This window comes from Oerskovia sp. Root22 (assembly GCF_001429135.1).
Lineage (GTDB): Bacteria > Actinomycetota > Actinomycetes > Actinomycetales > Cellulomonadaceae > Oerskovia > Oerskovia enterophila.
Map to the genome: position 1 here is coordinate 240817 of NZ_LMIL01000009.1, position 24876 is coordinate 265692.

Here is a 24876-nt window from a genome sequence, read left to right on the forward strand (position 1 = left end):
CACGAAATCTCCCCGACCTGCAGAAGGAGTGCTTCGGCGCAAGCCGGCTCATGCCATCCTCGACACCACCCTTGCCGCACGGCTCGTCGACGCCCGGCCCCGGAGGCTCCTCCCGCGACCCGGGGCGCGCGCGCTCCGAGCAGACGAACGGCACGGACGACCGAGGGGCGCCGGGCGCCCAGCACCCCAGCACACGGGTCGAGCACCGGATCGTCGTCCCGTCCCACGTCTCCATGGCGGCCCTGCTCGGCAGCGGTGACTCGGTCCTGCGTGCGGTCGAGGCCGGGTTCCCCTCGGTCGACGTCCACGCGCGGGGCAACGAGATCGTGGTCAAGGGGCCGGTCGGAGACGTCGCGCTCGCCTCACGGCTGCTCGACGAGCTCGTCGAGGTCGTCGAGTCGGGCACGCAGCTCTCGGCCGACGTCGTCACGCGCTCGATCGCGATGCTCACGGCCGCGACGGCGTCGCGTCCTGCCGAGGTCCTGACGTTCAACATCCTCTCGAACCGCGGACGGACCATCCGGCCCAAGACGGTCGGGCAGAAGCGTTACGTGGACGCGATCGACGCGAGCACCGTGACGTTCGGGATCGGTCCTGCGGGGACGGGCAAGACCTACCTCGCGATGGCCAAGGCCGTCCAGGCGCTGCAGGCCAAGCAGGTCAGCCGCATCGTCCTGACGCGCCCCGCGGTCGAGGCGGGCGAGCGGCTCGGGTTCCTGCCGGGCTCGCTCTCGGAGAAGATCGACCCGTACCTGCGCCCGCTGTACGACGCGCTGCACGACATGATCGACCCCGAGTCGATCCCCAAGCTCATCGAGGCCGGCACCATCGAGGTGGCCCCGCTGGCCTACATGCGTGGCCGTACGCTCAACGACGCGTTCATCATCCTCGACGAGGCGCAGAACACCTCGACGGAGCAGATGAAGATGTTCCTCACGCGCCTCGGGTTCGGCTCCAAGATGGTCATCACGGGCGACGTGACGCAGGTCGACCTGCCCGGGGGCACCACCTCGGGGCTCCGGGTCATCGAGGACGTCCTGACCGGGGTCGACGACGTCGAGTTCTGCCGGCTCACGTCGACGGACGTCGTCCGGCACCGCCTCGTGAGCGAGATCATCGACGCCTACGCCCGCTGGGACGTCAGCAGCGCACGGCCCGCACGCGACAGCGGAAACCACCAGCACGGCTCGGCGCGCGGAGGCACCTCTCGCCAGGGCAGACCACGAGACCAACGAGAGCAAGGGGCACGCTGATGAGCGTCGAGATCAACAACGAGTCCGGCTACGAGGTCGACGAGGCCGAGTTCGCGGCGCTGGCGCGCTACGTCTTGGACGCCATGCACGTGCACCCGCAGAGCGAGCTCGGCATCCGCTTCGTCGAGACCGACGTCATGACCGAGCTCCACGTGCGGTGGATGGACGAGCCGGGACCCACGGACGTCCTGTCGTTCCCCATGGATGAGCTGCGTCCGGGTCGTGACGGCGACGTGACCCCGGCCGGCGAGCTGGGCGACATCGTCCTGTGCCCCGAGGTCGCGGCCCAGCAGGCCGTCACGGCCGGCCACTCCACCGCGGAGGAGATGCTCCTGCTCACCACGCACGGGATCCTCCACCTGCTCGGGTACGACCACGCCGAGCCCGAGGAGGAGAAGGAGATGTTCGCGCTCCAGCGCAAGCTCCTGCTGACCTTCCTCGCCAGCCGATGACCGAGGTCCCCGTCGCGCTGCTCCTCGTCCTGGCCGTGCTCGGCGTCGTCCTCGCGGGCGCGCTCGGCGCGGGCGAGAGCGCGGTCATGCGGGTCACGCGCGCCGCGGTCGCCGAGGCGGCCGCGGAGGCCGAGGCGGGCACGGGGACCGCAGGTGCGTCCGGAGGTGGGGCCGGAGGCCCGGTCCCACCTCGCGTCGCCCGCGCGCGACGCGTCCAGTCCCTGACCGAGGACCCGCCGCACACCGCGGCCGCGCTCGCGTTCCTGCGGGTCGTCGCGGAGATGGTGGCCGCTGCCTGCGTCACGCTCCTGGTCTCGGTGTGGCTCGACGACTGGTGGCAGGCGCTGCTCGCGGCGCTGGTCTTCGCAGTCGTCGTGGCGCTCGTGTTCGCGCGCATCGCGCCCCGTGCGCTGGGGCGCCGTCACCCCGTGCAGGTCCTGCTCCTGCTCTCGGGCGTGCTCACGCCCGCGGTCGCGCTCACGGGCTGGGTCGCGCGCGTCACGGGCTCGAAAGACGAATCGGACGGCCCCTACGAGCGCGAGCTGCGCGACATGGTGGACCGCGTGAACGAGTCCGAGATCATCGAGGAGGAGGAGCGCGAGATGATCCGCTCCGTCTTCGAGCTGGGCGACACCCTGACCCGTGAGGTCATGGTCCCTCGGACCGACATGATCACGACCCCGGCCACCACCCCGCTGTCCAAGGCGCTGTCGCTGTTCCTGCGCTCGGGGTTCTCGCGCCTGCCCGTCACGGGCACGTCGGTCGACGACCTGGTGGGAGTCGTCTACTTCAAGGACGTCGTCAAGGTCGTCAACGCTTCGCCCGAGGCCGGCTCGCGGCGCGTGGCGGACGTCGCCCGGCCCGCGATCTTCGTGCCCGAGTCCAAGCCCGTCGACGACCTGCTGCGCGAGATGCAGGCCTCGGCCTCGCACATCGCGATGGTCGTCGACGAGTACGGCGGGGTCGCGGGGCTCGTGACGATCGAGGACGCGCTCGAGGAGATCGTTGGCGAGCTGACCGACGAGCACGACAAGTCCGGTCCCGAGATCGAGGACCTGGGCGACGGGGAGTTCCGCATCCCCGCGCGGCTGCCGCTCGACGAGCTCGGCGAGCTGTTCGACCTCGACATCGAGGACGACGACGTCGACACCGTGGGTGGCCTGCTCGCCAAGGCGCTGGGCAAGGTCCCGCTCCCGGGATCGGTCGCCGAGGCGCAGGGCGTGCACATGGTCGGCGAACGGGTCGAGGGCCGGCGCAAGCAGCTCGCGACGGTCCTCGTGCGGGCCGTCACCCCGGAGCACGAGACGGACGGGGCGGACGAGACGCCGTCGGGCCGTACCGACCGCCAGGAGCGACACGACCACCGGGAGCGCGCCGAGCGCGACCACCAGACACACCCCGAGCGCGCAGAGCGCGCCGGGAGGACGAGCGAGGACCCGCGCCGCGCGGGCCAGACGAACGAGAGAGAAGCACACCGGTGACCCAGAACGACCCAGCAGCACCCGAGCACAAGTCCGGCTTCGCGTGCTTCGTCGGGCGGCCCAACGCGGGCAAGTCCACGCTGACGAACGCACTGGTCGGGCAGAAGGTCGCGATCACCTCCGGGCGCCCGCAGACGACCCGGCACACGATCCGCGGCATCGTGCACCGTCCCGACGCCCAGCTCATCCTCGTGGACACGCCCGGGCTGCACCGCCCGCGCACGCTCCTCGGCGAGCGGCTCAACGACCTGGTGCGCGAGACGCTCGCGCAGGTCGACGTGATCGCCTTCTGCCTGCCCGCGGACCAGAAGGTCGGCCCGGGTGACAAGTACATCGCGGCGCAGCTCGCCGACCTGATGAAGGGCCGGCGACCCACCCCGGTCGTCGCGGTCGTGACCAAGGCGGACCTCGTGGACCGCGAGACGCTGACCAAGCACCTGCTGGCGGTCGACCAGCTGGGCGAGTGGCAGGACATCGTCCCGGTCTCGGCCGTGGACGGCTTCCAGGTCGAGGTCCTCGAGCAGGTCCTCGTCAAGCACCTGCCGAAGGGCCCTGAGCTCTACCCCGGCGGTGAGCTGACCGACGAGCCCGAGGCCGTCATGGTCGCCGAGCTGGTGCGCGAGGCCGCGCTCGAGGGCGTGCGCGACGAGCTGCCGCACAGCCTCGCGGTCGTGGTCGACGAGATCCTGCCGCGCGAGGGCTCGGGCAACCCGGCGACGGGCAAGCCTCCGCTCCTGGACGTGCGCGTCAACCTGTTCGTCGAGCGCGACAGCCAGAAGGCCATCATCATCGGGCGCGGCGGGTCGCGGCTGCGGCACGTCGGCACCGAGGCGCGCAAGGGGATCGAGGCGCTGCTCGGCGCGCGGGTCTACCTGGACCTGCACGTCAAGGTCGCCAAGGACTGGCAGCGCGACCCCAAGCAGCTGCGCAGGCTCGGCTTCTAGGGTGGGCCCCCGGTCCGCCCTCGGGACGTCCCGCTACTTTCCTCGAACGCAGGCGGGACTCCAGCCCGCCTCGATACGATCCTGACGTGATCTTCCGGACCGCCGCCACGAGCGCCGCCCTCGCGATCGGCCTCGCCCTGGTCGGTGCGGTCACGGGACCCCAGTGGGATCCCGTGCCCGTGACCGACCACCTCGAGCCCTCGACGCCCGACACGACGATCGGCGGGCAGGGGCCCGACGTCCGGCCGGTCGGGACCTACGCCGTGCAGGAGACCCCCGTGGTCGTCCAGCTCGACGGGACGAGCGTCGACGGGATCGTGCGCGAGCCCGTCGACGCGCCCGACGGCCTGCCCGGGGTGGTCTTCCTCCACGGCGCGGGCACGGGCTCGGCCGACGAGGCGTTCGTCGACGTCGCGACAGACCTGGCGAGCGCGGGCGTGGTCACGCTCGTGCCGTCCAAGCGGCTCGACACGTACACGACGCGGCACCGGGACTACGTCGACATGGCCGACGACTACGAGCGCTCGGTCGACCTGCTGCGCGCCAGGCCGTCGGTCGATCCCGCGCGGGTAGGGCTCTACGCCGAGTCGGAGGGCACCTGGGTCGCGCCCGTGCTCGCGGACCAGGACCAGGACGTCTCGTTCGTCGTCCTGGTCTCGGCACCGGTGGTGCCGCCGCGCCAGCAGGCGGGGTTCGCGGTGGACTCGTACCTGCGCAACACGGGTGTGCCGCAGGGGGTCTTCCGGGCGATCCCGCGTGCGGTGGGCATGGAGATGCCCGGAGGCGGCTTCGAGTACGCGGACTTCGACGTCACGCCCTACCTCGCGCGGCTCTCGGTGCCCACGCTCGTGGCGTACGGCACGGCCGACCCGTCGATGCCCGTCGAGCAGGGTGCGCTGCGCATCATCGCCGACGCCGGGGCCAACGGGAACCACGACGTCACGGTCCGCTACTACGAGGGCGCCAACCACGGCATCAAGATCGACGACGTCATGGTCCCCGAGTTCCCGCGGGACGTCAGCGCCTGGGTGCAGGGGCTGCCAGGGACCGCGAGCGCCCCGCCGACGGTCGCGGGCGGGCAGCCGAACCAGCTCTACCTGGCCTCGGCCGTGCCGAACCCGCGCTGGTACGGCAACGGCGACATCGTGATCGGGTTCGTGATCGTGGGCGGGGTGCTGCTCGTGGTGGGCCCGCTGGTGTGGCTGGTCACGGGGGCGGTGCGCAGGGTCCGGCGCACCCCGCACCCTGCCGGTCGTCTCGCGCCAGGGCTGCGGTGGCCGCTCGCGGGGCTGGCCGTGGGGTCGGTCGCGACGATGGCGGGACTGGTCGTGTACCTGGTCGCCGTCGCGCGGCTCGCGCTCGACTACAAGACGGACTCGTGGGTCGTGCAGGGTGGGTGGATCGCGGTGCGCCTGCTCGGTCTGGCGACGGTCGTCGCGGCCGCGTTCATCATCAACCGGTTGTCGGACCTGCGCCAGGCGCGCAAGGCGGTCCTGGCTTCTCCCGAGGGCGGCGGTGTCGTGGTGCGTCCGGCGACGGGCGTGGGTGCGCGCACGACGTTGTGGGCCACGGTCGCCGGCTCCACGATCCTGCTCGTCACGCTCGCGTACTGGGGCGTCTACCAGCTGGGCATCTGACGCCGGACGCGTCGGACGCCTAGGGTCGAGGCATGGGACGACGCGCGCGCGACGGGGCCGAGGGGCGGATGCGTTCGTTCGCGCTCGAGGAGGTCGAGGAGGACGTCGACTGGCCTTCTCCGGTACCGGCGGGCCCGGGGGTGCAGGGCACCGCACCGGCTCGCGGCGAGGTGCCCGACGACGGAGCTCGCCTCCCGTCGGCGGGCCGCGGTCCGGGGTCTGGCGAGGCGCCCGGGGGAGCCCGGCCTGGTCGGCGCCTGTCGCGCAGGGCCCGTGGGCTCCTGGCCGCTGCTGTCGCCGCGGTGGTCGTGCTCGTCGTGGGCGGTCTCGTGGTCGGAGAACGGAACGAGGCCGCGCGCATCGAGCGGGTCATGGCCTCGTCGGGCGGTGTCCGGAGCCTGGGCGCGGACGTCGGGGTGGTCTGGAGCATCGACCCCCTCGCGGGCGGGAACGCGCCGGACCTGGGCCGGTGGAGCCAGCCGGTCCTGGTGGACGGGGTGCTGGTCGTCCCGGGGGATCCCGTGGCGGGGTACGACCCGGTCACGGGGGAGCGCCTGTGGAGGGTGGCTGACTCGTCGGTGCCGTCGGCGAGCGCGTCCCGCAGCGGGGGCCAGACGAGGTGCAGCGGCAGCGGTCCGCGCGGGGACCGGGGTCCCGTCGTCTGCACGACGTCCGACTACCGCCCGGTGACCGTCTTCGGCGAGACCTCCGAGGAGGCGCACCTGCGCGGCGTGGAGGTCATCGACCCGACGACCGGTGACCTGGTCACCTCGCGGGCTGTCGACGGGGAGACCACCGCGGCGACCGTCGCGTTCACGGACGGCCTGGCCACGTTCGCGTGGGATGCGGGAGGCCAGGTCGTGGTGACGCTCGAGGACCTGGCCACGGGGGAGGTGCGCTGGACCCGAGAGCTGGTCCCCGACCCCGAGGAGAGCGCGGCGAGCGCGCGCTATCTCCAGGGGTGGCCCGACGGCGACGGGCTCCGCGTCGAGGCGGCCGGCCTCAGCGTGACGCTGGACGCGCACGGGAAGTCCGTCGACACGCGGGAGGATCCGTCGTGGGACTCGACGCTCCCCGACGGAGGCAGGCTCTCGATGGGGGGCGACGGGACCTGGACGGTCTTCGCCCCCGACGGGCACGAGTCGTTCAGCGTCGAGGGGAACGTCGTCCCGTTCGAGGTGACCGACGGGTCGGCGGACGCTCCCCTGTTCGTCTCGGGCGGAGGAGACGTGATGGACGCGGCCGGGACGATCGCCCGGCCCGTGTTCTCGGCGCTCGACCGCCGGACGGGGCGGACGCTCTGGACGGTCGACGGATCCCTCGACCGCGCGGTCGCGCAGATCGGGGACGTCGGTGTCCTGTCAGGTGCGGGCCGGCTGTGGGGGGTCGACCTGGCGACCGGCGAGAGGGCCTGGGAGGCGGAGGGGATCCTGACGTACGGTCAGTCCTTCACCGACGGCACGGACCTCTACCTGGTCGGGCGGAGCGGGAACGGTTCGACGCGGGTCACGGCGATCTCTGTCGACTCGGGCCAGGAGCTCTGGGCGTCCGACCTCCCGGTGGCCTTGTTCTGGGCGTTCACTGCCCGGGGCCGGCTCGTGCTCGTGACCTACGAGGGCGGGCTGCTGGGACTGGGCTGAGAGGAGGCCGACGCTCGGCGGCTCCATCCCGTCGGATCAGGGCTACCGTGGAAAAGGTGGCCCCACGCCGTCGTGAGCACTCCGCCCACGCCGTCGAGCTGGTCGAAGTGGCCGAGCTCGACGACGACTTCGACGCGACCTGGGGTCTGCCTCCTGGGGGTCGGACCGCGACGGGCGGGGGAGGGGCGCCGCCGACGACGGGACCAGACCGGGGCCGCACGGGGCGCTCGAGCCCGCGACGTGGTGGCCGAGGGGGTACGGACACACCTGGTGTCGCCAGCGGCACTCTCGCGCAGTCGGCGCAGTCGGCGCAGTCGGCGCAGTCGGCGCCGACGGAGTCGTCCGAGCCGTCCGCGCCGGACGCGTCCGCACTGCCCTCCCGCGCTCGGCGGGTCCCGGCGCGTGCCCTGGTCGTGGCCGCCGTGGCCGTGGCCGTGGCGGGCACAGGCGCGTCCTTCGTCGTCGGGGGGCTCTCCGACCGTCATCGGGCCGGGCTCGTCGCGACGCAGCCGGGCGGTCTGTGGTCGGTCGCCCCTGATCCTGACGTCGTCTGGCGGGCGCCGACCGACGGCGGATGGCCCGCGGCCGTGGAGGGGCAGGTCGTGCTCGAGGCCGACGGAGCCCTGCAGGGCCTCGACGTCGCGACCGGCGAGCCGCTGTGGTCGGCCTCGTTGCCCGAGGGCACGAGCGTGTGCGGCCCGGACCTGCTCGACCCGGGGAGCGTGGGATCGCCGCTCGTGTGCGTGACGGAGGTCGACCCGGCACCGGCAGGGGAGGCGCCGGGCACCGGGGACGGCCCGGTCGACGCCTCCGAGCCGTCGACCTCGCGGTCCACGTTCGTCGTGACCGTCCTCGACCCGGCAGGTCAGGTCGTGGGGACCCGTGCGCTCGCCGGGGCGACCGACGCGGCCACCCCCCTCGCCGACGGGCTCGTGGCGACCGCTCGTCGGGACGGCGACCGCGCGGTCGTGAGCTGGGAGGAGGCTCTCGACGGGACCCTCGTGCGGACGCGCGTCCTGCACGCGGCCGGCTATCCGGTCGACGCCGTCGGCTCGACGACCCGGGAGGACGACCGGGACGCCGGGACCATCGAGCTGCGCGGACTGCGCGGGCTGCTCCACGTCCGGGCGCCGGACCTGCGCGAGACCTTCGACGCGTCCGGGGAGTACGCGACCGGCTATGCGCGCCCCCGGTCCGTGCCCGGAGGCTGGGCCGCCGGCGGCCCTCTGCCGGGAGACCTGCGCGTCCGGGCCGCGCTCGACGCCCGGACGGGCCAGGTCGAGGAGGTGCGCGTGCTCGACGCGGACGGCAGCGAGCGGTACGTCCTGCCGGGCGAGCCGTTCGTCCCGGCGGTGACCGACGGGACGGTGCCGCACGTCCTGGTCGTCCGGTCACCCGGCTTCACGGGGTACGACGCGCTCTCCGGGCGACGCCTGTGGCACCGGGAGGAGTGGCCCGAGATGATCTGGCTCCAGACCGACGACGTCCTGGTCGTCGAGTCGGGCTCCCGGCTGATCGCGATCGAGACCCGCACGGGCCGGGACCTGTGGCGGCGCTGGCTGTCGAGCGAGGTGCACCGGGCCTTCACCGACGGCGACTCCCTGCTCCTGACGAGCACGATCACGGGACGCAGGGACGACCCGGACGTGGGGGCGTCCGAGCTCGTCTCGCTCAACCTGTTCGACGGTGGTCTCGAGTGGCGAGACGTCCTGGATCCCACGTACCGAGAAGTCGTCTCGGCGCAGGGTCAGCTCTTCGCGGTCACGGACACGGAAGTGGTCCGGATCGGTTGAGGGGTCGGCCGGTCTCCTGGTGGGAGACTTGAGCCATCGGTGATCAACCGGTAGAAACTGACGGGGCCGTCATGGCCTGAAACCGGTGCTCGACCGATCCCGAGGCCGGGGCGACCTGTAGGGAGAGCACGATGACCAACGAGACCGACCCGGGGCCCGGCCCCGATCAGCAGGAACCGACCGGGGGGACGGGGCCGCTCGCCCGGGCCACGGCTCGGACGCCCGACGAGTCGGCTCCCGACGGCGCCACGGCGTCGTCGGCGGACCCTGCGGCCACGTCGTCCGGCAAGCCGTCCGAGCAGCCCGAGGAGAAGGCGTCCGCGTCGGCGACCACGTCACCTGCCGCGCCGGCCAACCCCTTCGCCGGGATCCCGGTGAGCGACTACGTGCGCGACGGCGTCGCGGCGCTCCTGCTGTTCGTCTCGTTGACCATGCCGTGGGACTTCGCGAACCGGGCGTCGGACAAGGTCGAGGTCATCCTCGTCTCGGTCCTCTCCCTGCTCTCGCTCGCCCTGCCGTACCTGGCGCGGACGGGGGTCCTGCCCACGACGTGGACGGTGCACACGACGCGCAGGGTCCGGCTCCTGGCGAGCGCACCCTACGGGCTGCTGGTCGCCGTCTACGTCGTCCTGGACCTGGTGAACGGCACGGCCGGCAACGGGTGGGGCGGCCTCGGCACGGGTCTCGCGCTCGGTCTCGCCGGGGCCGTGCTGGCCGCGCAGCCTCGCCAGGCGGAGCTCGGCCCGGTCGACCAGGACCGGGCCGTGTCCCAGACCTGGGTCAAGGTCCTGATCGGGATCGGCGCGCTCGCGGTCGTGGGTGCGGTCGTCGCGTTCGTGTTCAGCCTGACGCTCGGGCTCGGCGTCGTCGGGATCTTCGCGCGCCTGGTCGTCGCCGCGCTTGCGGTCGGGCTCGTCGGACTGCCCGTGTGGGGGATCCTCCGCAAGCAGGAGTCCTGGCGCCTGGTGCTCGTCGGCCTCGGGATCGCGCTCGTGGTGCTCTACGTCCTCAACACGGGCAATTTTCTCGTGAGCTACGAGAGCCTGCGCGGCGGCCAGTTCGGCCTGCTGCTGATCCCGGCGGCCGCAGCGGTCGCCGCCTCGCCCGCGGTCGCCCGCAGCACGGCGTCCGCGTCCCCCGTCGAGACGTGGGTCGCCGTGGCGGTCGACACCCTGGACCTGGTCCTCGTCGTCGCGGCGGTGCTGACGCTCCAGGCGATCCTGTGGCTCGCCGCCGGGCTGAGCGGGGTCGTCGTGATCCTCGCGCTCGTGCTCGGCCTCCTCATGGTGGGCGTGAGCCTCGTCGCTCGTCGTGCCCTCGCCCGGGACGCCGTGTCGGGCAGGACGCTCGCGCTGGGCGGCGCGGGGGTCGTGGCGGTGCTCGGCATCGTGCTCCTCATCGTCGTCGCGAACCAGTCCGGCCTGGGGATCGGTGTCGGGACCGACCTGCTGCTGCTGGCCTTCGGCCTGCCTGCCATCACGGCGTTCGCGCTCACGGTGCCCGCGGAGGTCCGCACGCACTTCGCCGAGAACCGTCCGGCGTCCGTCGTCGGGGCCGACGCGGCACCGAGCGCCTACGTGTGGCAGCCGCCCGCGCCTCGCCCCGTGCGCCCCCAGCCCGCCCAGGAGCCCGTCGCCGGCCCGTACGGCAGCGGGAGCTACGCGACCGGTCCTGACGGCTACGGTCCGGCCGCGGGCGCCCGCGAGCAGGACCCGGTGGCCCCCGTGTCGCGACCGACCTCGGCGCAGCCCGGCGCGCAGGCGCCCTACCAGCCGAGCCCCCAGCCGTACAGCCCGGCCCCGGCCCAGCAGCCGGCTCAGCAGCCGGCGCAGCCGGTCGCGCAGGAGCCGCACCGTCCGGCGCAGCCGGCACAGCAGCCCACGCAGCCGGTCGCGCAGGAGCAGTACCGTCCTGCGCAGCCGAGCCAGCAGCCGTACAGCCCGGCCCAGCCCCAGCAGCAGCCTGCGCGCCCGGTCGAGCAGTACCAGCCGACCCAGGTGCTGCCTGCACAGGGCGTCCAGTCCGCGCGCCCCGTGCAGCCGGCCGTCCAGGAGCGCTCCGGCTACGCGGCCCGTCCGGGCTACGCGGCCCAGGCAGCCGGGGAGACCGCGGTCCTGCCGGCCTACCAGGACCCGCAGCCGGTCGGCTTCAGCGCGGCGCAGGCGCTCGACCCGTCGACGCCGCTCGAGGTCCTCGCGCAGATCGTCCAGGAGGCGCCGCACCTGCGGCCCCAGGTCGCGGCCAACCCGTCGACGTACCCGGCGCTGCTCGAGTGGCTCGGCAACCTCGGGGACCCCGCGGTCGACGCCGCGCTGCGCTCGCGCGGACGCTGACCCCGGCGACCCGCTGAGGCGGGCCCGACGACGTCGCTCACGCGACGCGTCGGGCCCGCCTCTCGCATGTCATCCTGCGGGACGTCCCTGAGCGTGGTCCCGGACGGGGGTATGGTGACAACGTGCACCTGACGCAGCTGCTCCTCCTTCGTTGCCGCGACGAGGCCCTCTAGGCCGCAACCTCGTCGCGGTGGTTGGTGTGCCGGCTGAACAGCACCGACGAAGAGATCGCGAAGGACATGATGAGCACCACGGCGCAGACCCCCCAGACCAGCCCCCGCTCCGCACAGCAGCCGTCCGGCATGCCCGTGCACAAGTACGAGCCGTTCCACCAGCAGTTCGACGTGTCGCTGCCGGACCGGACGTGGCCGGACAAGCGCATCGAGAAGGCCCCGCGCTGGTGCGCGGTCGACCTGCGGGACGGCAACCAGGCACTGATCGAGCCCATGAACGCCGAGCGCAAGCTGAAGATGTTCCAGCTGCTCGTCGAGATGGGCTACAAGGAGATCGAGGTCGGCTTCCCGTCGGCCTCCCAGACGGACTTCGACTTCGTGCGCCTGCTCATCGAGGACGGGCACATCCCGGACGACGTCGTGATCCAGGTCCTGACCCAGTCGCGCGAGCACCTGATCGCCCGCACGTACGAGTCGCTGCGCGGCGCCAAGCAGGCGATCGTGCACCTGTACAACTCGACGTCGCGCCTGCAGCGCGACGTCGTGTTCCGCACCGACGAGGACGGCATCGTCGACATCGCGGTGGAGGGCGCCAAGCTCTGCCGCAAGTTCGAGGAGACCATCCCCGAGACGGCTGTCTTCTACGAGTACTCGCCCGAGTCGTACACGGGCACCGAGCTCGAGTTCGCGGTGCGGATCTGCAACGAGGTCATCGAGGTCTTCGAGCCGACGGCGGACCGCAAGGTCATCATCAACCTGCCCGCGACGGTCGAGATGGCCACCCCCAACGTCTATGCCGACTCGATCGAGTGGATGAACCGCCACCTCGCGCACCGCGAGAACGTGGTCCTGTCGCTGCACCCGCACAACGACCGCGGCACGGCCGTCGCGGCGGCCGAGCTGGGCTACCAGGCCGGAGCGGACCGCATCGAGGGCTGCCTGTTCGGCAACGGGGAGCGCACGGGCAACGTCTGCCTGGTGACGCTGGGCATGAACCTGTTCAGCCAGGGGATCGACCCCCAGATCGACTTCACCGACATGGACCGCGTGCGCCGCACGGTCGAGTACTGCAACCAGATCGCGGTCCACGAGCGTCACCCGTACGCGGGTGACCTGGTGTTCACGGCGTTCTCCGGCTCGCACCAGGACGCGATCAAGAAGGGCCTGGACGCCATGGCCGCGCAGGCCGAGGCCGCGGGCAAGGGCGTCGACGACCTGGTCTGGGGCGTGCCGTACCTGCCGATCGACCCCAAGGACGTCGGGCGCTCGTACGAGGCCGTGATCCGGGTCAACTCGCAGTCGGGCAAGGGCGGCATCTCCTACCTGCTCAAGTCCGAGCGGCACCTGGACCTGCCGCGGCGGCTGCAGATCGAGTTCTCGCGCGTCGTCCAGGCGTTCACCGACGCGGGTGGCCAGGAGGTCACGGGCGACGACATCTGGCGGATCTTCTCGGACGAGTACCTGCCGGTCGACCCGGACTCGGGGCTCGAGCCCTGGGGCCGCCTGAAGCTGCGCGGCACCCGGGCGTCGTCGACCGAGGACGGCCCGGACACCCTGGCCGTCGACGTCCTGGACCGCGGTGACGAGCTGACGCTCGACGGCTCGGGCAACGGGCCGGTCGCGGCGTTCGTCGACGCGATCGCGCACGTCGGGGTCGAGGTACGGGTCCTGGACTACGCCGAGCACGCGCTGTCGGAGGGCGGCGACGCCAACGCCGCGGCCTACGTCGAGTGCCAGGTGGGCGACGAGGTGCTGTGGGGCGTCGGCATCGACCCGTCGATCACGACGGCCTCGCTCAAGGCGATCGTCTCGGCCGTCAACCGCGCGGAGCGCGTCGCGGTCTGACCTCGCAGCCTGCCGGCCTCCGGTGGGGGCGAGGCTCCTGCGCGACACGCCTGGCGTAGCGCGCACGAGCTCCGCCCCCACGGGCACGGGCCCGTGAGGGACCTGTGCACGTAGGCCCACGAGACGGGGCGCGTGCACCGGGACGTGGGTGGCATGGCGGACAATAGGGGAGTGGTCCTCTACCGAGACGAAGCGATCGTGCTCCGCACCCAGAAGCTGGGCGAAGCCGACCGCATCGTCACCCTGCTGACACGGGAGAACGGCAAGGTCCGGGCCGTGGGCAAGGGGGTGCGGCGCACGTCGTCGCGGTTCGGCGCACGGCTCGAGCCCTTCATGTTCGTCGACGTGCAGCTCCACGTGGGGCGCAGCCTCGACGTCGTGACCCAGGCGGAGACCGTGGGTCCCTACGCCCGGGCGATCTGCGAGGACTACGGCCTCTACACCGCGGGGACCGCGATGCTGGAGACGGCCGACCGCCTGGTCGAGGCCGAGAAGGAGCCCGCGGTGCAGCAGTTCTGGCTGCTCGCGGGGGCCGTCCGCTCTCTCGCGGTCAACGCCCACGCCCCCGGCCTGGTCCTGGACTCCTACCTGCTGCGCGCCTTCGCGGTCGCGGGGTGGGCGCCCAGCTTCACGGACTGCTCGCGCTGCGGCGAGCCCGGGCCGCACCGCTCGTTCGCGGTGGCGCTCGGCGGAGCGGTGTGCGGTCGCTGCCGGCCCCCGGGGTCCACAGCTCCCGCCCCCGAGACCTTCTCGCTGCTCGCCGCGCTGCTCGCGGGCGAGTGGGACGTGGCGGACGCGTCCGACGCGCGCCACCGCAAGGAAGCCAGCGGCCTCGTGGCCGCCTACAGCCAATATCACCTGGAGAGAACGTTGCGATCACTGCGGATGGTGGAACGAGACGGAGCGGTCACTCCGCGGGCCGGAGGAGAGGCCTGATGGCCCGACCGATCCAGCCGCCCCCGCCTCATCCGTCGGGGGCCGTCGCGCCCAGGATCCCGGCGCGGTTCGTGCCCAACCACGTGGCGATCGTCATGGACGGCAACGGCCGGTGGGCCAACGAGCGCGGGCTGCCGCGCACGGAAGGGCACAAGGCCGGCGAGGCCGCGTTGCTCGACGTCGTGGCGGGCGCGATCGAGATCGGCGTCAAGCACGTCTCGGCCTACGCGTTCTCGACCGAGAACTGGAAGCGCTCACCCGAGGAGGTGCGCTTCCTCATGCAGTTCAACCGCGACGTGATCCGTCGTCGGCGCGACGAGATGAGCAGCTGGGGCGTGCGGATGCGCTGGGCGGGTCGCCGCCCGCGCCTGTGGGGCTCGGTCATCAAGGAGCTCGAGGATGCCGAGCGGCTCACCGCGGGCAACGACACCTGCACCCTGACGATGTGCGTGAACTACGGCGGCCGCGCCGAGATCGCGGACGCGGCGCAGGCGATCGCGCAGGAGGTCGCGGCCGGTCGGCTGGACCCCAAGAAGGTCACCGAGAAGACCGTCGCCAAGTACCTCGACGAGCCGGACCTGCCGGACGTGGACCTGTTCCTGCGGTCCTCTGGCGAGCAGCGCACCTCCAACTTCATGATCTGGCAGGCCGCGTACGCGGAGATGGTCTTCCTGCCCGAGCACTGGCCGGACGTGGACCGACGCAGCCTGTGGCGCGCGGTCGAGGAGTACGCGAGCCGTGACCGGCGCTACGGCGGGGCGATCGACAAGTCGGCCGACCTCCCCTGAGGCCTGGGTCGAGGTCTCCCGTCGGGGGGAGGGGTCCGAGCCCTCCCCCCGACGGGTCCCTCCCGCACGGCGGGGGCGTCGTCCTGCGCGTGTCGGTGCCCTTCGCTAGCCTGCCCGGTATGACTCTTTCGATCGGCATGGTCACGGTGGACTCGACCGACCCGCGCCCGTTGGCGCAGTGGTGGGCACGGCAGACGGGCGGTCGCCTCGTCGACGAGGCGGACGGCTGGTTCCTCGAGGTCGTGCCTGCGGGCGACGGCCAGGGGCCCGTGCTCGGGTTCCAGAAGGTCGACGACCCGACGCCCGGCAAGAACAAGATCCACCTCGACCTGTCCGCGCCGGACCGGGCTGCCGAGGTCTCGCGCCTGGTCGCCGACGGCGCGGGCCTCGTGGCAGAGCACACGATCCCGGGCTACCGGTGGTCGGTGCTCACCGACCCGCAGGGCAACCAGTTCTGCCTGGGCGAGCCCGACGAGACGGCCACCGAGATCTCCTGACGGCGGGGACGTGACCGTCGGCCGAGTCCGTGGCGGACGGTCGACGTCGCGGACCACCGACGGTCGGCACGCGTGACGACCGGCCGCCGACGCGCCGCCTCCCCGGGAAACGGTCGCGTGCGACTCGTCAGTCGCGCGGGCGGTCGGCCTGTGAGGGCGTCGCGCCCGGACCGCGCGTGCCACGCGCGTGGTCCTGCGGGTCGCCCTGTGCGTCGAGCAGCAGGTCCGCCACGTCGCCGAACGGGTTGGCACCGGCCGGCCGCGAGCGCGCCGCCCCGTCCGCCCCTGGCTGGTCGTCCGTCGCGATGGCGTCGCCCTCGGGCGAGCCGCTCGTCCCGTCCGCGGCGTCCGCCGCGAGGGCGCGGGCGCGGCGACGGCGCCGCGAGGCGACGACGATCCACGCCACGAGCCCGACGACGAGGAGCACGATCACGGCCAGCCCGACGGGGCTGCGGGCCGCGAGCAGCACAGCCGTGTTGAATGCTGCGATCCCGATCGTCGTCCAGATCGCGGCCCAGATGGCGCAGCCGGGCAGCAGCGCCGCGAGGTAGCGCGAGAACTTCATGCGCGTGTAGCCGGCCGTCAGGTTGATGACGGTCTGCACGCCCACGGTGAAGAAGGACAGCGTGACGGCGATGGGTCCCCACGTGTTGATCGTCGAGATCGCTCGCTGGGCGCGCTCGCTCTCGAGCCGTCGCGACCACGACGTGTTGACCGTGCCCCGTGCCACACCGCGACCGGCCCAGTAGGTCGCCTGAGCGCGGACGAACACGATCGCGAACGCTGCGGCATAGATGATCCAGTACGGCACGCCGTCGATCGAGAAGATCCCGGACGACTCGTCACCGGCCGCCGAGACGACCGAGGTGACGGGGCCCGAGGAGGCGAGCGACGCCGTCGGGACGGAGAGCGCGCCCACGAACGCCCCCGCGAGCGCGGACACCGCGCTCATGCGTCCTGCTTCGCCCGGCACGCCGCGCAGGTACCGAAGAGCTCGATCGTGTGCTGGATGTCCGTGAAGCCGTGGGCCGCGCCGACCTGCGAGGCCCAGGTCTCGACGGTCGGGCCGTCGATCTCGACCGCCGTGCCGCACGCGCGGCACACCAGGTGGTGGTGGTGCTCGCTGCGCTCGCACTTGCGGTACAGGCTCTCGCCGTCCTCGGTGCGCAGGACGTCGACGTGCCCGCCCTCCGCCAGAGTCTGCAGGGTGCGGTAGACCGTCGCCAGACCCACCGCATCGCCGCGGGCGCGCAGCAGCTCGTGGAGCTGTTGCGCGCTGCGGAAGTCGGGCAGGTCCTCGAGAGCCTCGGAGACCGCCGCCCGCTGCCGGGTCATGCGCTGCATCGCTCGCCACCTTCCACGTGGACGTCGTCGGGGATGTCGGGGTGCGGGTCGTGCGACGTGCGAGGCCTGCGCCGCACGAGCACGGGACGCAGGATCGCCACGACCGCGTAGAGGGCGATCGCCAGGACGACGATCGTGGCCCCCGGGGACAGAGTCTGCCAGTACGTGACGGAGAGCCCGACCACGCAGACCACGACGCCGATGACCATGGCCAGCGCCATGGTCCGGCGGAACGAGATGGTCACGAGCTGGGCGATCGCGACGGGCACGATCATGAGCGCGCTGACGAGCAGCAGACCCACGACGCGCATGGCCACGGTCACGGTCAGGGCCGCGATGACCGCGATCGCGATGTTGAGCGCCCGGACGGGCAGGCCCGACGCGCGCGAGAACTCCTCGTCGTAGCTCACGGCGAACAGCGCCGCGCGCAGGCCCATGCCGACCGCGAGAATGAGCACGCCCAGGAACAGCGTGAGCCACAGGTCGGTGGGCGAGACGCTCGAGATCGAGCCGAACAGGTACTGCATGAGGTTGCCCGAGCTGCCGCCGGCGACCCCGATGAGCAGCACGCCGCCCGCGATCCCGCCGTAGAACATCAGGGCCAGGGCGACGTCTCCGCTCGTGCGCCCGCGCTCGCGCACGAGCTCGATGATCACCGAGCCGATCACGGCCGCGACCACGGCGCCGGGGATCGCGAGCGCGTCGTTGGGGACCACGCCCATGGCGCCGCCCACCAGCCAGCCGAGCGCGACACCGGTCAGGGCGACGTGCCCGATCCCGTCGCCGAGCAGCGACAGCTTGCGCTGCACGAGGTAGGTCCCCATGACGGGTGCGGTGACCCCCACGAGCACGGCCGCGATCAGGGCGCGCTGCATGAAGGGGTCGGAGAGCATCCCGACGAGCTCGTCCAGGGCGTTCACGAGGCGGCTCCACGGTCGATACGGGCGGGGGCGGGGGAGTGGCGCGTGAGCGGGGCGTCGGTCAGGCCCATGTCCGAACCGGGCGAGGCGCTGCGCTCGGGGTCGTCGCCGTGCGGGTGCAGGTGCTCGTGGTCCGGCCCGGCGTGCGCCGACGTGACCTGGGGCGGGGCGCCGTCGTGGACGACCAGGCCGTGGCGCAGGACCACGCAGCGCTGGATGAGCGGCGCGAGCGCGCCCAGCTCGTGCAGGACGACCAGGACCGTCATGCCGTCGCGCGTGAGCTCGGTCAGCGTCGCGGCGAACGCCTCCTGGCTGGGCTGGTCCACGCCCGCGACGGGCTCGTCGAGGATGAGCAGCCGGGGGTCGCGCGCGAGGGCCCGGGCGATGAGGACGCGCTGCTGCTGGCCCCCCGAGAGCTCGTGCACCGCGCTCTGCGCGCGGTCGGCGAGGCTGACGCGGTCGAGGGCCTCGCGGGCCGTCGCGCGCCAGCCACGAGGCAGCCGGATGCGGCGCCCGTGGAGCAGGCCCGACGCGACGACCTCCTCGGCCGTCGAGGGCACGCCCGCCTGTGCGGAGACGCGCTGGGGGACGTAGCCGAGCTGCGCCCACGGGACCTGGGGGCCCAGGTCCGCGCCCAGGAGCCGCACGTGGCCCGCCGCGAGCGGCACGATGCCGACGAGGGACTTCACGAGCGTGGACTTGCCCGAGCCGTTCGCGCCGAGCAGCGCGACGACCTCGCCGCGCTCGACCGTGAGGTCGACGCCGCGCAGGATGTCGCTGTTGCCGAGGGTCACGTGGATCCCGGTGGCCTCGATCGCCGGTGGGTTCAGGGGTGAGGTGCTCATGCGCAGGTCAGGCCGGTGCGCAGCGCCTCCAGGTTGTTCCGCATGACGTCAAGGTAGTCGCTGCCGGTGTCGCTCAGGCCCTCGAGGGGGTCGAGGACCGCGGCCTGCACGCCGACGTCCTGCGCGAGGGTCTGGGTCACCTTGGGGCTCGTGAGGGTCTCGAAGAAGATCGTCGTGATGCCGTGGTCACGGATGACGTCCGCGACCTCGCGCAGGCGTGCAGGGGAGGGCTCGGCCTCGGGGTCGATCCCGGTGATGCCGATCTGCTCCAGGCCGTAGCGCTCGGCGAGGTACCCGAACGCCTCGTGCGAGGTCACGAGGTAGGGGCTCGCGCAGCTCGCGAGCCCCTCGCTGTACTCGGTGTCGAGCGCGGTCAGGTCGGCCGTGAGCTCGGCCAGGTTGGCCGCGTACTCGTCGGCGCCGTCGGGGTCGATCGCGGTGAGCTCGGCCGCGACCTGCTCGGCGACCGGGACCAGGCGCGTGGGGTCGAGCCAGAAGTGGGGGTCGAGGCCGCCGTGCGACGAGTGGTCGTGCCCGTCGTCGGCGTCTCCGTCGTCTGCGTGGTCGTCGTGCGCGTCCTCGGTGCCCGTCGTGCTCGCACCCGTGCCCGACTCGCCCGGGTGCTCCTCGAGGCCTGCGGCCTCGGACGCGTCGACGACGTGCGCAGGCTGACGACCCTCGACGGCCTCGTCGACGGCCGCCTGGAAGCCGGACTGGTAGACGACGAGGTCGGCCGTGCCGACCGTGCGGGCCTGGGCGGGCGAGAGCTCGAGGTCGTGGGGCTCGGCCGCGGGCGGGGTGAGGTTGGAGACCTCGACGCGGTCCCCGCCCACGCGCTCGGCGACGAACTGCAGGGGGTAGAACGACGCGAGCACCTGCACGGTGTCTCCCGCGGCGTCGCCGCCCGACCCGCCGCCACCCGACGTCCCCCCGGAGCCGCAGGCCGCCAGGGTGAGCATGGTCGCGAGGGCGACGGAGCTGACGAGGGCGGCACGGTGCGATCGAGAGAGGAGGGGCATGCCCCCATCGTCGTTGATATTGATAACGGATGTCAACAAGGGTGGGTGTGGCCTGGGTGACACAGCGCCCAGGGGGACGCGACCGTCCGACGGCGCCTGCGCCGTCGGGCCTGCGGCCCACCCCGGGCTCACCTCGCCAGGAAAGACCGAGTAGCCTGGGACGTTGGCGCCCACGGACCTCGACCGCCTCGACGCGGCGACCGGGGCGCCTGTCCTGCACCGTCCCGCACGAAGCCACGTGCGGGGTACACACGATTTCCTGGAGTGATCGCCCGTGGCCACTGCGCCTTCTCGACTCGATGCCGTCGTCTCCCTCGCCAAGCGGCGCGGGTTCGTCTTCCCCTCGGGCGAGATCTACGGCGGTACCCGCTCCGCATGGGACTACGGGCCCCTGGGCACCGAGCTCAAGGAGAACATCAAGAAGCAGTGGTGGCGCACCATGGTCACGAGCCGTGACGACGTGGTGGGCCTCGACTCCTCCGTGATCCTCCCGCGCGAGGTCTGGGTCGCCTCGGGCCACGTCGGCGTCTTCACCGACCCGCTCACCGAGTGCCTCTCGTGCCACAAGCGGTTCCGCGAGGACCAGATGATCGAGGAGTTCGAGGAGAAGAAGGGCCGCGCCCCCGAGGGCGGCCTCGCCGAGATCGCCTGCCCCAACTGCGGCACCCGTGGTCAGTGGACCGAGCCCCGCGACTTCAACATGATGCTCAAGACCTACCTCGGCCCCGTCGAGGACGAGTCCGGGATGCACTACCTGCGCCCCGAGACCGCGCAGGGCATCTTCGTGAACTTCCAGAACGTCGTGGGCGCCGCACGCAAGAAGCCGCCGTTCGGCATCGGCCAGATCGGCAAGTCGTTCCGCAACGAGATCACGCCCGGGAACTTCATCTTCCGCACGCGCGAGTTCGAGCAGATGGAGATGGAGTTCTTCGTCGAGCCCGGGACGGACGAGGAGTGGCACCAGTACTGGATCGACCTGCGCACCAGCTGGTACGTCGACCTCGGCATCTCGCGCGACAACCTGCGCCTCTACGAGCACCCGAAGGAGAAGCTGTCGCACTACTCGACCCGCACGGTCGACATCGAGTACCGCTTCGGCTTCAAGGGGTCCGAGTGGGGCGAGCTCGAGGGCGTCGCGAACCGCACCGACTTCGACCTCAAGACGCACTCGGAGCACTCCGGCAAGGACCTCACCTACCGTGACCCCGTCACGAACGAGAAGTACGTGCCGTACGTGATCGAGCCCGCCGCGGGCCTGACGCGCTCGCTCATGGCGTTCCTCGTCGAGTCGTACCACGAGGAGGAGGCGCCCAACGCGAAGGGCGGCACCGACGTCCGTACGGTGCTCCGCCTCGACCCGCGCCTCGCGCCCGTCAAGGCCGCCGTGCTGCCGCTGAGCCGCAACGAGCAGCTCTCGCCCAAGGCGCGCGACCTCGCGGCCGAGCTCCGCAAGTACTGGAACGTCGACTTCGACGACGCGGGCGCGATCGGTCGTCGCTACCGCCGCCAGGACGAGATCGGCACGCCGTTCTGCATCACGGTCGACTTCGACACGCTCGAGGACCAGGCCGTGACGATCCGTCACCGCGACTCCATGGAGCAGGAGCGCGTCGCGCTCGACCAGGTGACCGCCTACCTGGCAGCGCGCCTCCTCGGCGCCTAGCGCGTCCGCCCCGCGGGGCAGCGAAGGGCCGCCGTCCACCCGTGGACGGCGGCCCTTTTTCGCCTGCTGCGGGGATGGTGGGAGAATGGCCCGGTGACCCTCCCCACCCTTTCCGACGCCTCGCGCGCGCCCGAGACCCCGGCGCCCGCAACCGGACACGTGCTGCCGCCCCTGCGGATCGGGCCCCACGTCGTCGACACCCCCGTGGTCCTCGCCCCCATGGCGGGCGTGACCAACGCGGCCTTCCGTCGGCTGTGCCGCGAGCACGGCGCCGGCCTGTACGTCGCGGAGATGGTGACCAGCCGGGCGCTCGTCGAGCGCAACGAGGAGTCGCTGCGGATCGTCACGTTCGAGGAGGACGAGGCGACGCGCTCGGCCCAGGTCTACGGCGTCGACCCGGCCACGGTCGGCGCCGCGGTCAAGATCATCGCGGGCGAGGACCGGGCGGACCACGTCGACCTGAACTTCGGCTGCCCCGTGCCCAAGGTGACCCGCAAGGGCGGCGGCTCGGCGCTGCCGTGGAAGCGGGACCTGTTCACCTCGATCGTCCGGGCCGCGGTCAAGGCCGCCGAGCCGTACGGCGTGCCCGTCACCATCAAGATGCGCAAGGGCATCGACGAGGACCACCTGACGTACCTCGAGGCCGGGCTCATCGCCCAGGCCGAGGGCGTCGCGGCCGTCGCGCTGCACGCGCGGACCGCCGCCGACTACTACAGCGGCACCGCGGACTGGTCGGCCATCGCGCGCCTCAAGGAGACCGTGACCGAGATCCCGGTCCTCGGCAACGGTGACATCTGGTCGGCTGAGGACGCCGTGCGCATGGTGCGGGAGACGGGCTGCGACGGCGTCGTCGTCGGGCGCGGGTGCCAGGGGCGTCCGTGGCTCTTCGCCGACCTGGCCGCGGCCTTCTCCGGCTCGGACGTGCGCGTGACCCCCGGCCTGCGCGAGGTCGCCGAGACCATCTACCGTCACGGCGAGCTCATGATCGAGTACTTCGGCGGCGACGAGGGCAAGGGCATGCGCGACCTGCGCAAGCACATGGCCTGGTACCTCAAGGGGTACGCGGTGGGTGGCGAGGCCCGGCAGGGCCTCGCGATGGTCTCGACCCTCGAGGAGCTGCGCGGCAAGCTCGACGCGCTCGACCTCGACCAGCCCTATCCGGGCGAGGCCGCCGAGGGGCAGCGCGGCCGCGCGGGCTCACCCAAGAAGCCGCACCTGCCCTACGGCTGGCTCGACTCGCGCGAGCTCTCCGAGGAGTTCGAGGAGAAGCTGCGCGAGGCGGAGCTGAGCGTCTCGGGGGGCTGAGGCCCGCAGGACGCTGCACGCCCGACGACGACGGCCCGGTGCCGGAGGATCTCCTCCGGCACCGGGCCGTCGTCGCGTACCGGGTGCTCGTGCTCCCGGGGGCGGTCGTGGACCCGTCGGGCCGCTCGCGCGGCCCGACGGGCTACCAGGTCACGCGCGGAACCACACCGTGGTGTCGGAGGGCACGCGCACCTGCGGGTCGGCGCTGCGGTCGGAGAACGTGGGTCCGCTCTCGACGAGCACCTGCGCGCCGTGCGGCAGGACGACGGGCTCGGAGCCCAGGTTCGCCAGGACCACCACGTCGCCGTTGCAGAACGCGATGACGTCGGTGGAGTCCGCGTAGGCGTCGACCCAGGCGAGCGAGCCCGCACCGAGGTTCTCCGCCTTGCGGATCTCGAGCGCGGCCTTGTACATCTCGAACGTCGAGCCGGCGACGCCGTACTGCGCGTCGGCCGCGAGGGCCTTGTACGACTCGGGCTGGGGGAGCCAGGTCTTGTCCGTGGCCCCGAACCCGAGCCCGGGGGCCTCGGCGGACCAGGGGAGCGGCACGCGGCAGCCGTCGCGGCCCGCCTCGGCACCCTCGGTGCGGAAGAACGCGGGGTCCTCGCGGACCTCGTTCGGCAGCGACGTGTGCTCGGGCAGCCCGAGCTCCTCGCCCTGGTAGAGGTAGGAGCTGCCCGGCAGGCCGAGCATGAGCAGGCTCGCGGCGCGGGCCCGGCGCAGGCCGAGCTCCTCGTCGGGCTGGGGTTCGTGCGCGAAGATCCCGTTGGGGCGCAGGCCGGGCTCGGCCAGGCCCAGGCGCGAGGGGTGGCGCACGACGTCGTGGTTGGACAGCACCCAGGTGGTGGGCGCACCGACCTCGTCGGAGGCGTGCAGCGAGGCGGCGACGACGGCCCGCAGCGGCGCGGCGTCCCAGGCCGTGGTCAGGAACGAGAAGTTGAAGGCCTGGTGCATCTCGTCGGGGCGCACGTAGCGGGCCAGGCGCGAGAGCGGCTCGACCCAGGCCTCGGCCACGAGGGCGCGGTCGCCGTCGTACTCGGCCAGGACCTTGTGCCAGGCGCGGTAGATGTCGTGCACGCCCTCCTGGTCGAACATGGGGCCCGAGTTGCCCGCGCCCGTGGAACCGTCCTCGGGAGCGCCCGCGTCGGTGCCCTCGACCATCGAGACCGAGCCGTCCCAGTCGGGCAGCCCGTCCTGCTTGACCATGCCGTGCGCGACGTCGATGCGGAAGCCGTCGACGCCCTTGTCGAGCCAGAAGCGCAGGACGTCCTCGAACTCGGCGCGGACCTCTGGGTTGGTCCAGTCGAGGTCCGGCTGGGTCGAGTCGAACATGTGCAGGTACCACTGACCTGCCACCTCGCCCTCGGCGCCGGTCACGACGTGCGCGCCGGGGCCCGCGGTCACGCGCGTCCAGGCCGGGCCGCCGAAGATCGACTGCCAGTTGTTCGGGGGCAGCTCGCCGTTCTCGCCCTTGCCCTCACGGAACAGGTAGCGAGCGCGCTCGGGCGAGCCCTCGGGCGCTGCGAGCGCCTCCTGGAACCAGGCGTGCTGGTCGGAGGTGTGGTTCGGGACGACGTCGACGATGACGCGGATGCCCATCGCGTGCGCCGCGGCGAGCATCTCGTCGAAGTCGGCGAGCGTGCCGAACAGCGGGTCCACGTCGCGGTAGTCGGAGACGTCGTAGCCGGCGTCCTTCTGGGGCGAGCGGTAGAACGGCGAGAGCCAGACGGCGTCGATCCCCAGTGACTTGAGGTGCGGCAGGCGGGCGGTCACGCCGGGCAGGTCGCCGATCCCGTCGCCGTTCCCGTCGGCGAAGGAGCGCGGGTACACCTGGTAGATGACCGCGTCGCGCCACCACTCGCCCGGGCCCTCGTGGGCCGCGTGGACGAGCTGGGTGGCGGTCAGTGCAGGTGCGGAGTCGACCTCGGCCGCCGGGATCGAATCGATACGAGACATGGAGTACAGGTCCTCACTGTGTGCGGGGTGTGGCGTGGTGGAGCGCGTTCTG

Annotated in this window: 20 protein-coding genes; 14 read left to right on the forward strand and 6 right to left on the reverse strand. The window is 72.5% G+C overall.

The features are described from left to right. Positions 1-233 precede the first annotated feature (233 nt). The 12 genes from ASE15_RS11555 to ASE15_RS11610 all read left to right on the forward strand — a co-directional run bounded on the left by ASE15_RS11555 (position 234) and on the right by ASE15_RS11610 (position 15772). The gene (locus tag ASE15_RS11555) at positions 234-1253 is read left to right on the forward strand and encodes a PhoH family protein (RefSeq protein WP_157277225.1); all 1020 of its coding nucleotides are present in this window, start codon (positions 234-236) and stop codon (positions 1251-1253) included. Next, entirely contained in the window at positions 1253-1705 is a 453-nt protein-coding gene (gene ybeY, locus ASE15_RS11560; RefSeq protein ID WP_056650782.1) for an rRNA maturation RNase YbeY, read from the forward strand. The genes ASE15_RS11555 and ybeY overlap by 1 nt, the downstream gene beginning before the upstream one ends. After that, positions 1702-3186 carry a hemolysin family protein gene (locus tag ASE15_RS11565; RefSeq protein WP_082618393.1) on the forward strand — a complete coding sequence of 495 codons (1485 nt, stop codon included), beginning with the start codon at positions 1702-1704 and terminating at the stop codon, positions 3184-3186. Before ybeY ends, ASE15_RS11565 begins: the two co-directional genes overlap by 4 nt. Continuing rightward, complete coding sequence (gene era / locus ASE15_RS11570; RefSeq protein WP_056763410.1) at positions 3183-4130, forward strand: GTPase Era; 948 nt, start codon at positions 3183-3185, stop codon at positions 4128-4130. The genes ASE15_RS11565 and era overlap by 4 nt, the downstream gene beginning before the upstream one ends. An 86-nt stretch (positions 4131-4216) precedes the next feature. Continuing rightward, a complete protein-coding gene (locus ASE15_RS11575; protein ID WP_056763412.1) occupies positions 4217-5767 on the forward strand; it encodes a S9 family peptidase in 1551 nt (516 codons plus the stop codon). A gap of 32 nt (positions 5768-5799) precedes the next feature. Further along, entirely contained in the window at positions 5800-7407 is a 1608-nt protein-coding gene (locus tag ASE15_RS11580) for a PQQ-binding-like beta-propeller repeat protein (protein WP_056763414.1), read from the forward strand. A gap of 56 nt (positions 7408-7463) precedes the next feature. Next, positions 7464-9200: a PQQ-binding-like beta-propeller repeat protein gene (locus ASE15_RS11585; RefSeq protein ID WP_056763416.1), complete on the forward strand. Its 1737-nt coding sequence runs from the start codon at positions 7464-7466 to the stop codon at positions 9198-9200. Positions 9201-9331: 131 nt separating this feature from the next. After that, complete coding sequence (locus tag ASE15_RS20840) at positions 9332-11533, forward strand: DUF2304 domain-containing protein (RefSeq protein ID WP_056763418.1); 2202 nt, start codon at positions 9332-9334, stop codon at positions 11531-11533. Positions 11534-11775: 242 nt separating this feature from the next. Further along, complete coding sequence (gene leuA, locus ASE15_RS11595) at positions 11776-13551, forward strand: 2-isopropylmalate synthase (protein WP_369800591.1); 1776 nt, start codon at positions 11776-11778, stop codon at positions 13549-13551. Positions 13552-13722: 171 nt separating this feature from the next. After that, complete coding sequence (gene recO, locus ASE15_RS11600; protein ID WP_056763420.1) at positions 13723-14487, forward strand: DNA repair protein RecO; 765 nt, start codon at positions 13723-13725, stop codon at positions 14485-14487. Further along, positions 14487-15275: an isoprenyl transferase gene (locus tag ASE15_RS11605; RefSeq protein WP_056650807.1), complete on the forward strand. Its 789-nt coding sequence runs from the start codon at positions 14487-14489 to the stop codon at positions 15273-15275. The genes recO and ASE15_RS11605 overlap by 1 nt, the downstream gene beginning before the upstream one ends. 119 nt (positions 15276-15394) lie before the next feature. Next, on the forward strand, positions 15395-15772 hold the full coding sequence (locus tag ASE15_RS11610; RefSeq protein WP_056650810.1) for a VOC family protein: 378 nt from the start codon (positions 15395-15397) through the stop codon (positions 15770-15772). A gap of 127 nt (positions 15773-15899) precedes the next feature. Here the strand turns inward: ASE15_RS11610 and ASE15_RS20390 are convergent, their stop codons facing one another. The 5 genes from ASE15_RS20390 to ASE15_RS11635 are packed head-to-tail and all read right to left on the reverse strand — an operon-like array spanning position 15900 to position 19900. Then, a complete protein-coding gene (locus ASE15_RS20390; protein ID WP_082618394.1) occupies positions 15900-16724 on the reverse strand; it encodes a DedA family protein in 825 nt (274 codons plus the stop codon). Beyond that, complete coding sequence (locus ASE15_RS11620) at positions 16721-17116, reverse strand: Fur family transcriptional regulator (protein WP_056650813.1); 396 nt, start codon at positions 17114-17116, stop codon at positions 16721-16723. The genes ASE15_RS20390 and ASE15_RS11620 overlap by 4 nt, the downstream gene beginning before the upstream one ends. Then, positions 17104-18009, reverse strand: a complete 906-nt coding sequence (locus ASE15_RS11625) for a metal ABC transporter permease (protein WP_056651447.1) — start codon at positions 18007-18009, stop codon at positions 17104-17106. Before ASE15_RS11625 ends, ASE15_RS11620 begins: the two co-directional genes overlap by 13 nt. A gap of 23 nt (positions 18010-18032) precedes the next feature. Continuing rightward, positions 18033-18881, reverse strand: coding sequence for a metal ABC transporter ATP-binding protein (locus tag ASE15_RS11630; protein ID WP_082618395.1), 849 nt, complete (start codon positions 18879-18881; stop codon positions 18033-18035). Then, positions 18878-19900 carry a metal ABC transporter substrate-binding protein gene (locus ASE15_RS11635; protein ID WP_056763422.1) on the reverse strand — a complete coding sequence of 341 codons (1023 nt, stop codon included), beginning with the start codon at positions 19898-19900 and terminating at the stop codon, positions 18878-18880. Before ASE15_RS11635 ends, ASE15_RS11630 begins: the two co-directional genes overlap by 4 nt. A 274-nt stretch (positions 19901-20174) precedes the next feature. Here ASE15_RS11635 and ASE15_RS11640 point away from each other — a divergent pair, with 274 nt between their 5' ends. Next, complete coding sequence (locus tag ASE15_RS11640) at positions 20175-21563, forward strand: glycine--tRNA ligase (RefSeq protein ID WP_056650819.1); 1389 nt, start codon at positions 20175-20177, stop codon at positions 21561-21563. Between the two features lie 93 nt (positions 21564-21656). Then, positions 21657-22868 (forward strand): tRNA dihydrouridine synthase DusB, encoded by a 1212-nt coding sequence (gene dusB / locus ASE15_RS11645; protein WP_056650822.1) that lies wholly within the window; start codon positions 21657-21659, stop codon positions 22866-22868. 150 nt (positions 22869-23018) lie between these two features. Here the strand turns inward: dusB and ASE15_RS11650 are convergent, their stop codons facing one another. Beyond that, complete coding sequence (locus ASE15_RS11650; protein WP_056763424.1) at positions 23019-24824, reverse strand: glycoside hydrolase family 13 protein; 1806 nt, start codon at positions 24822-24824, stop codon at positions 23019-23021. Between the last annotated feature and the right edge of the window lie 52 nt (positions 24825-24876).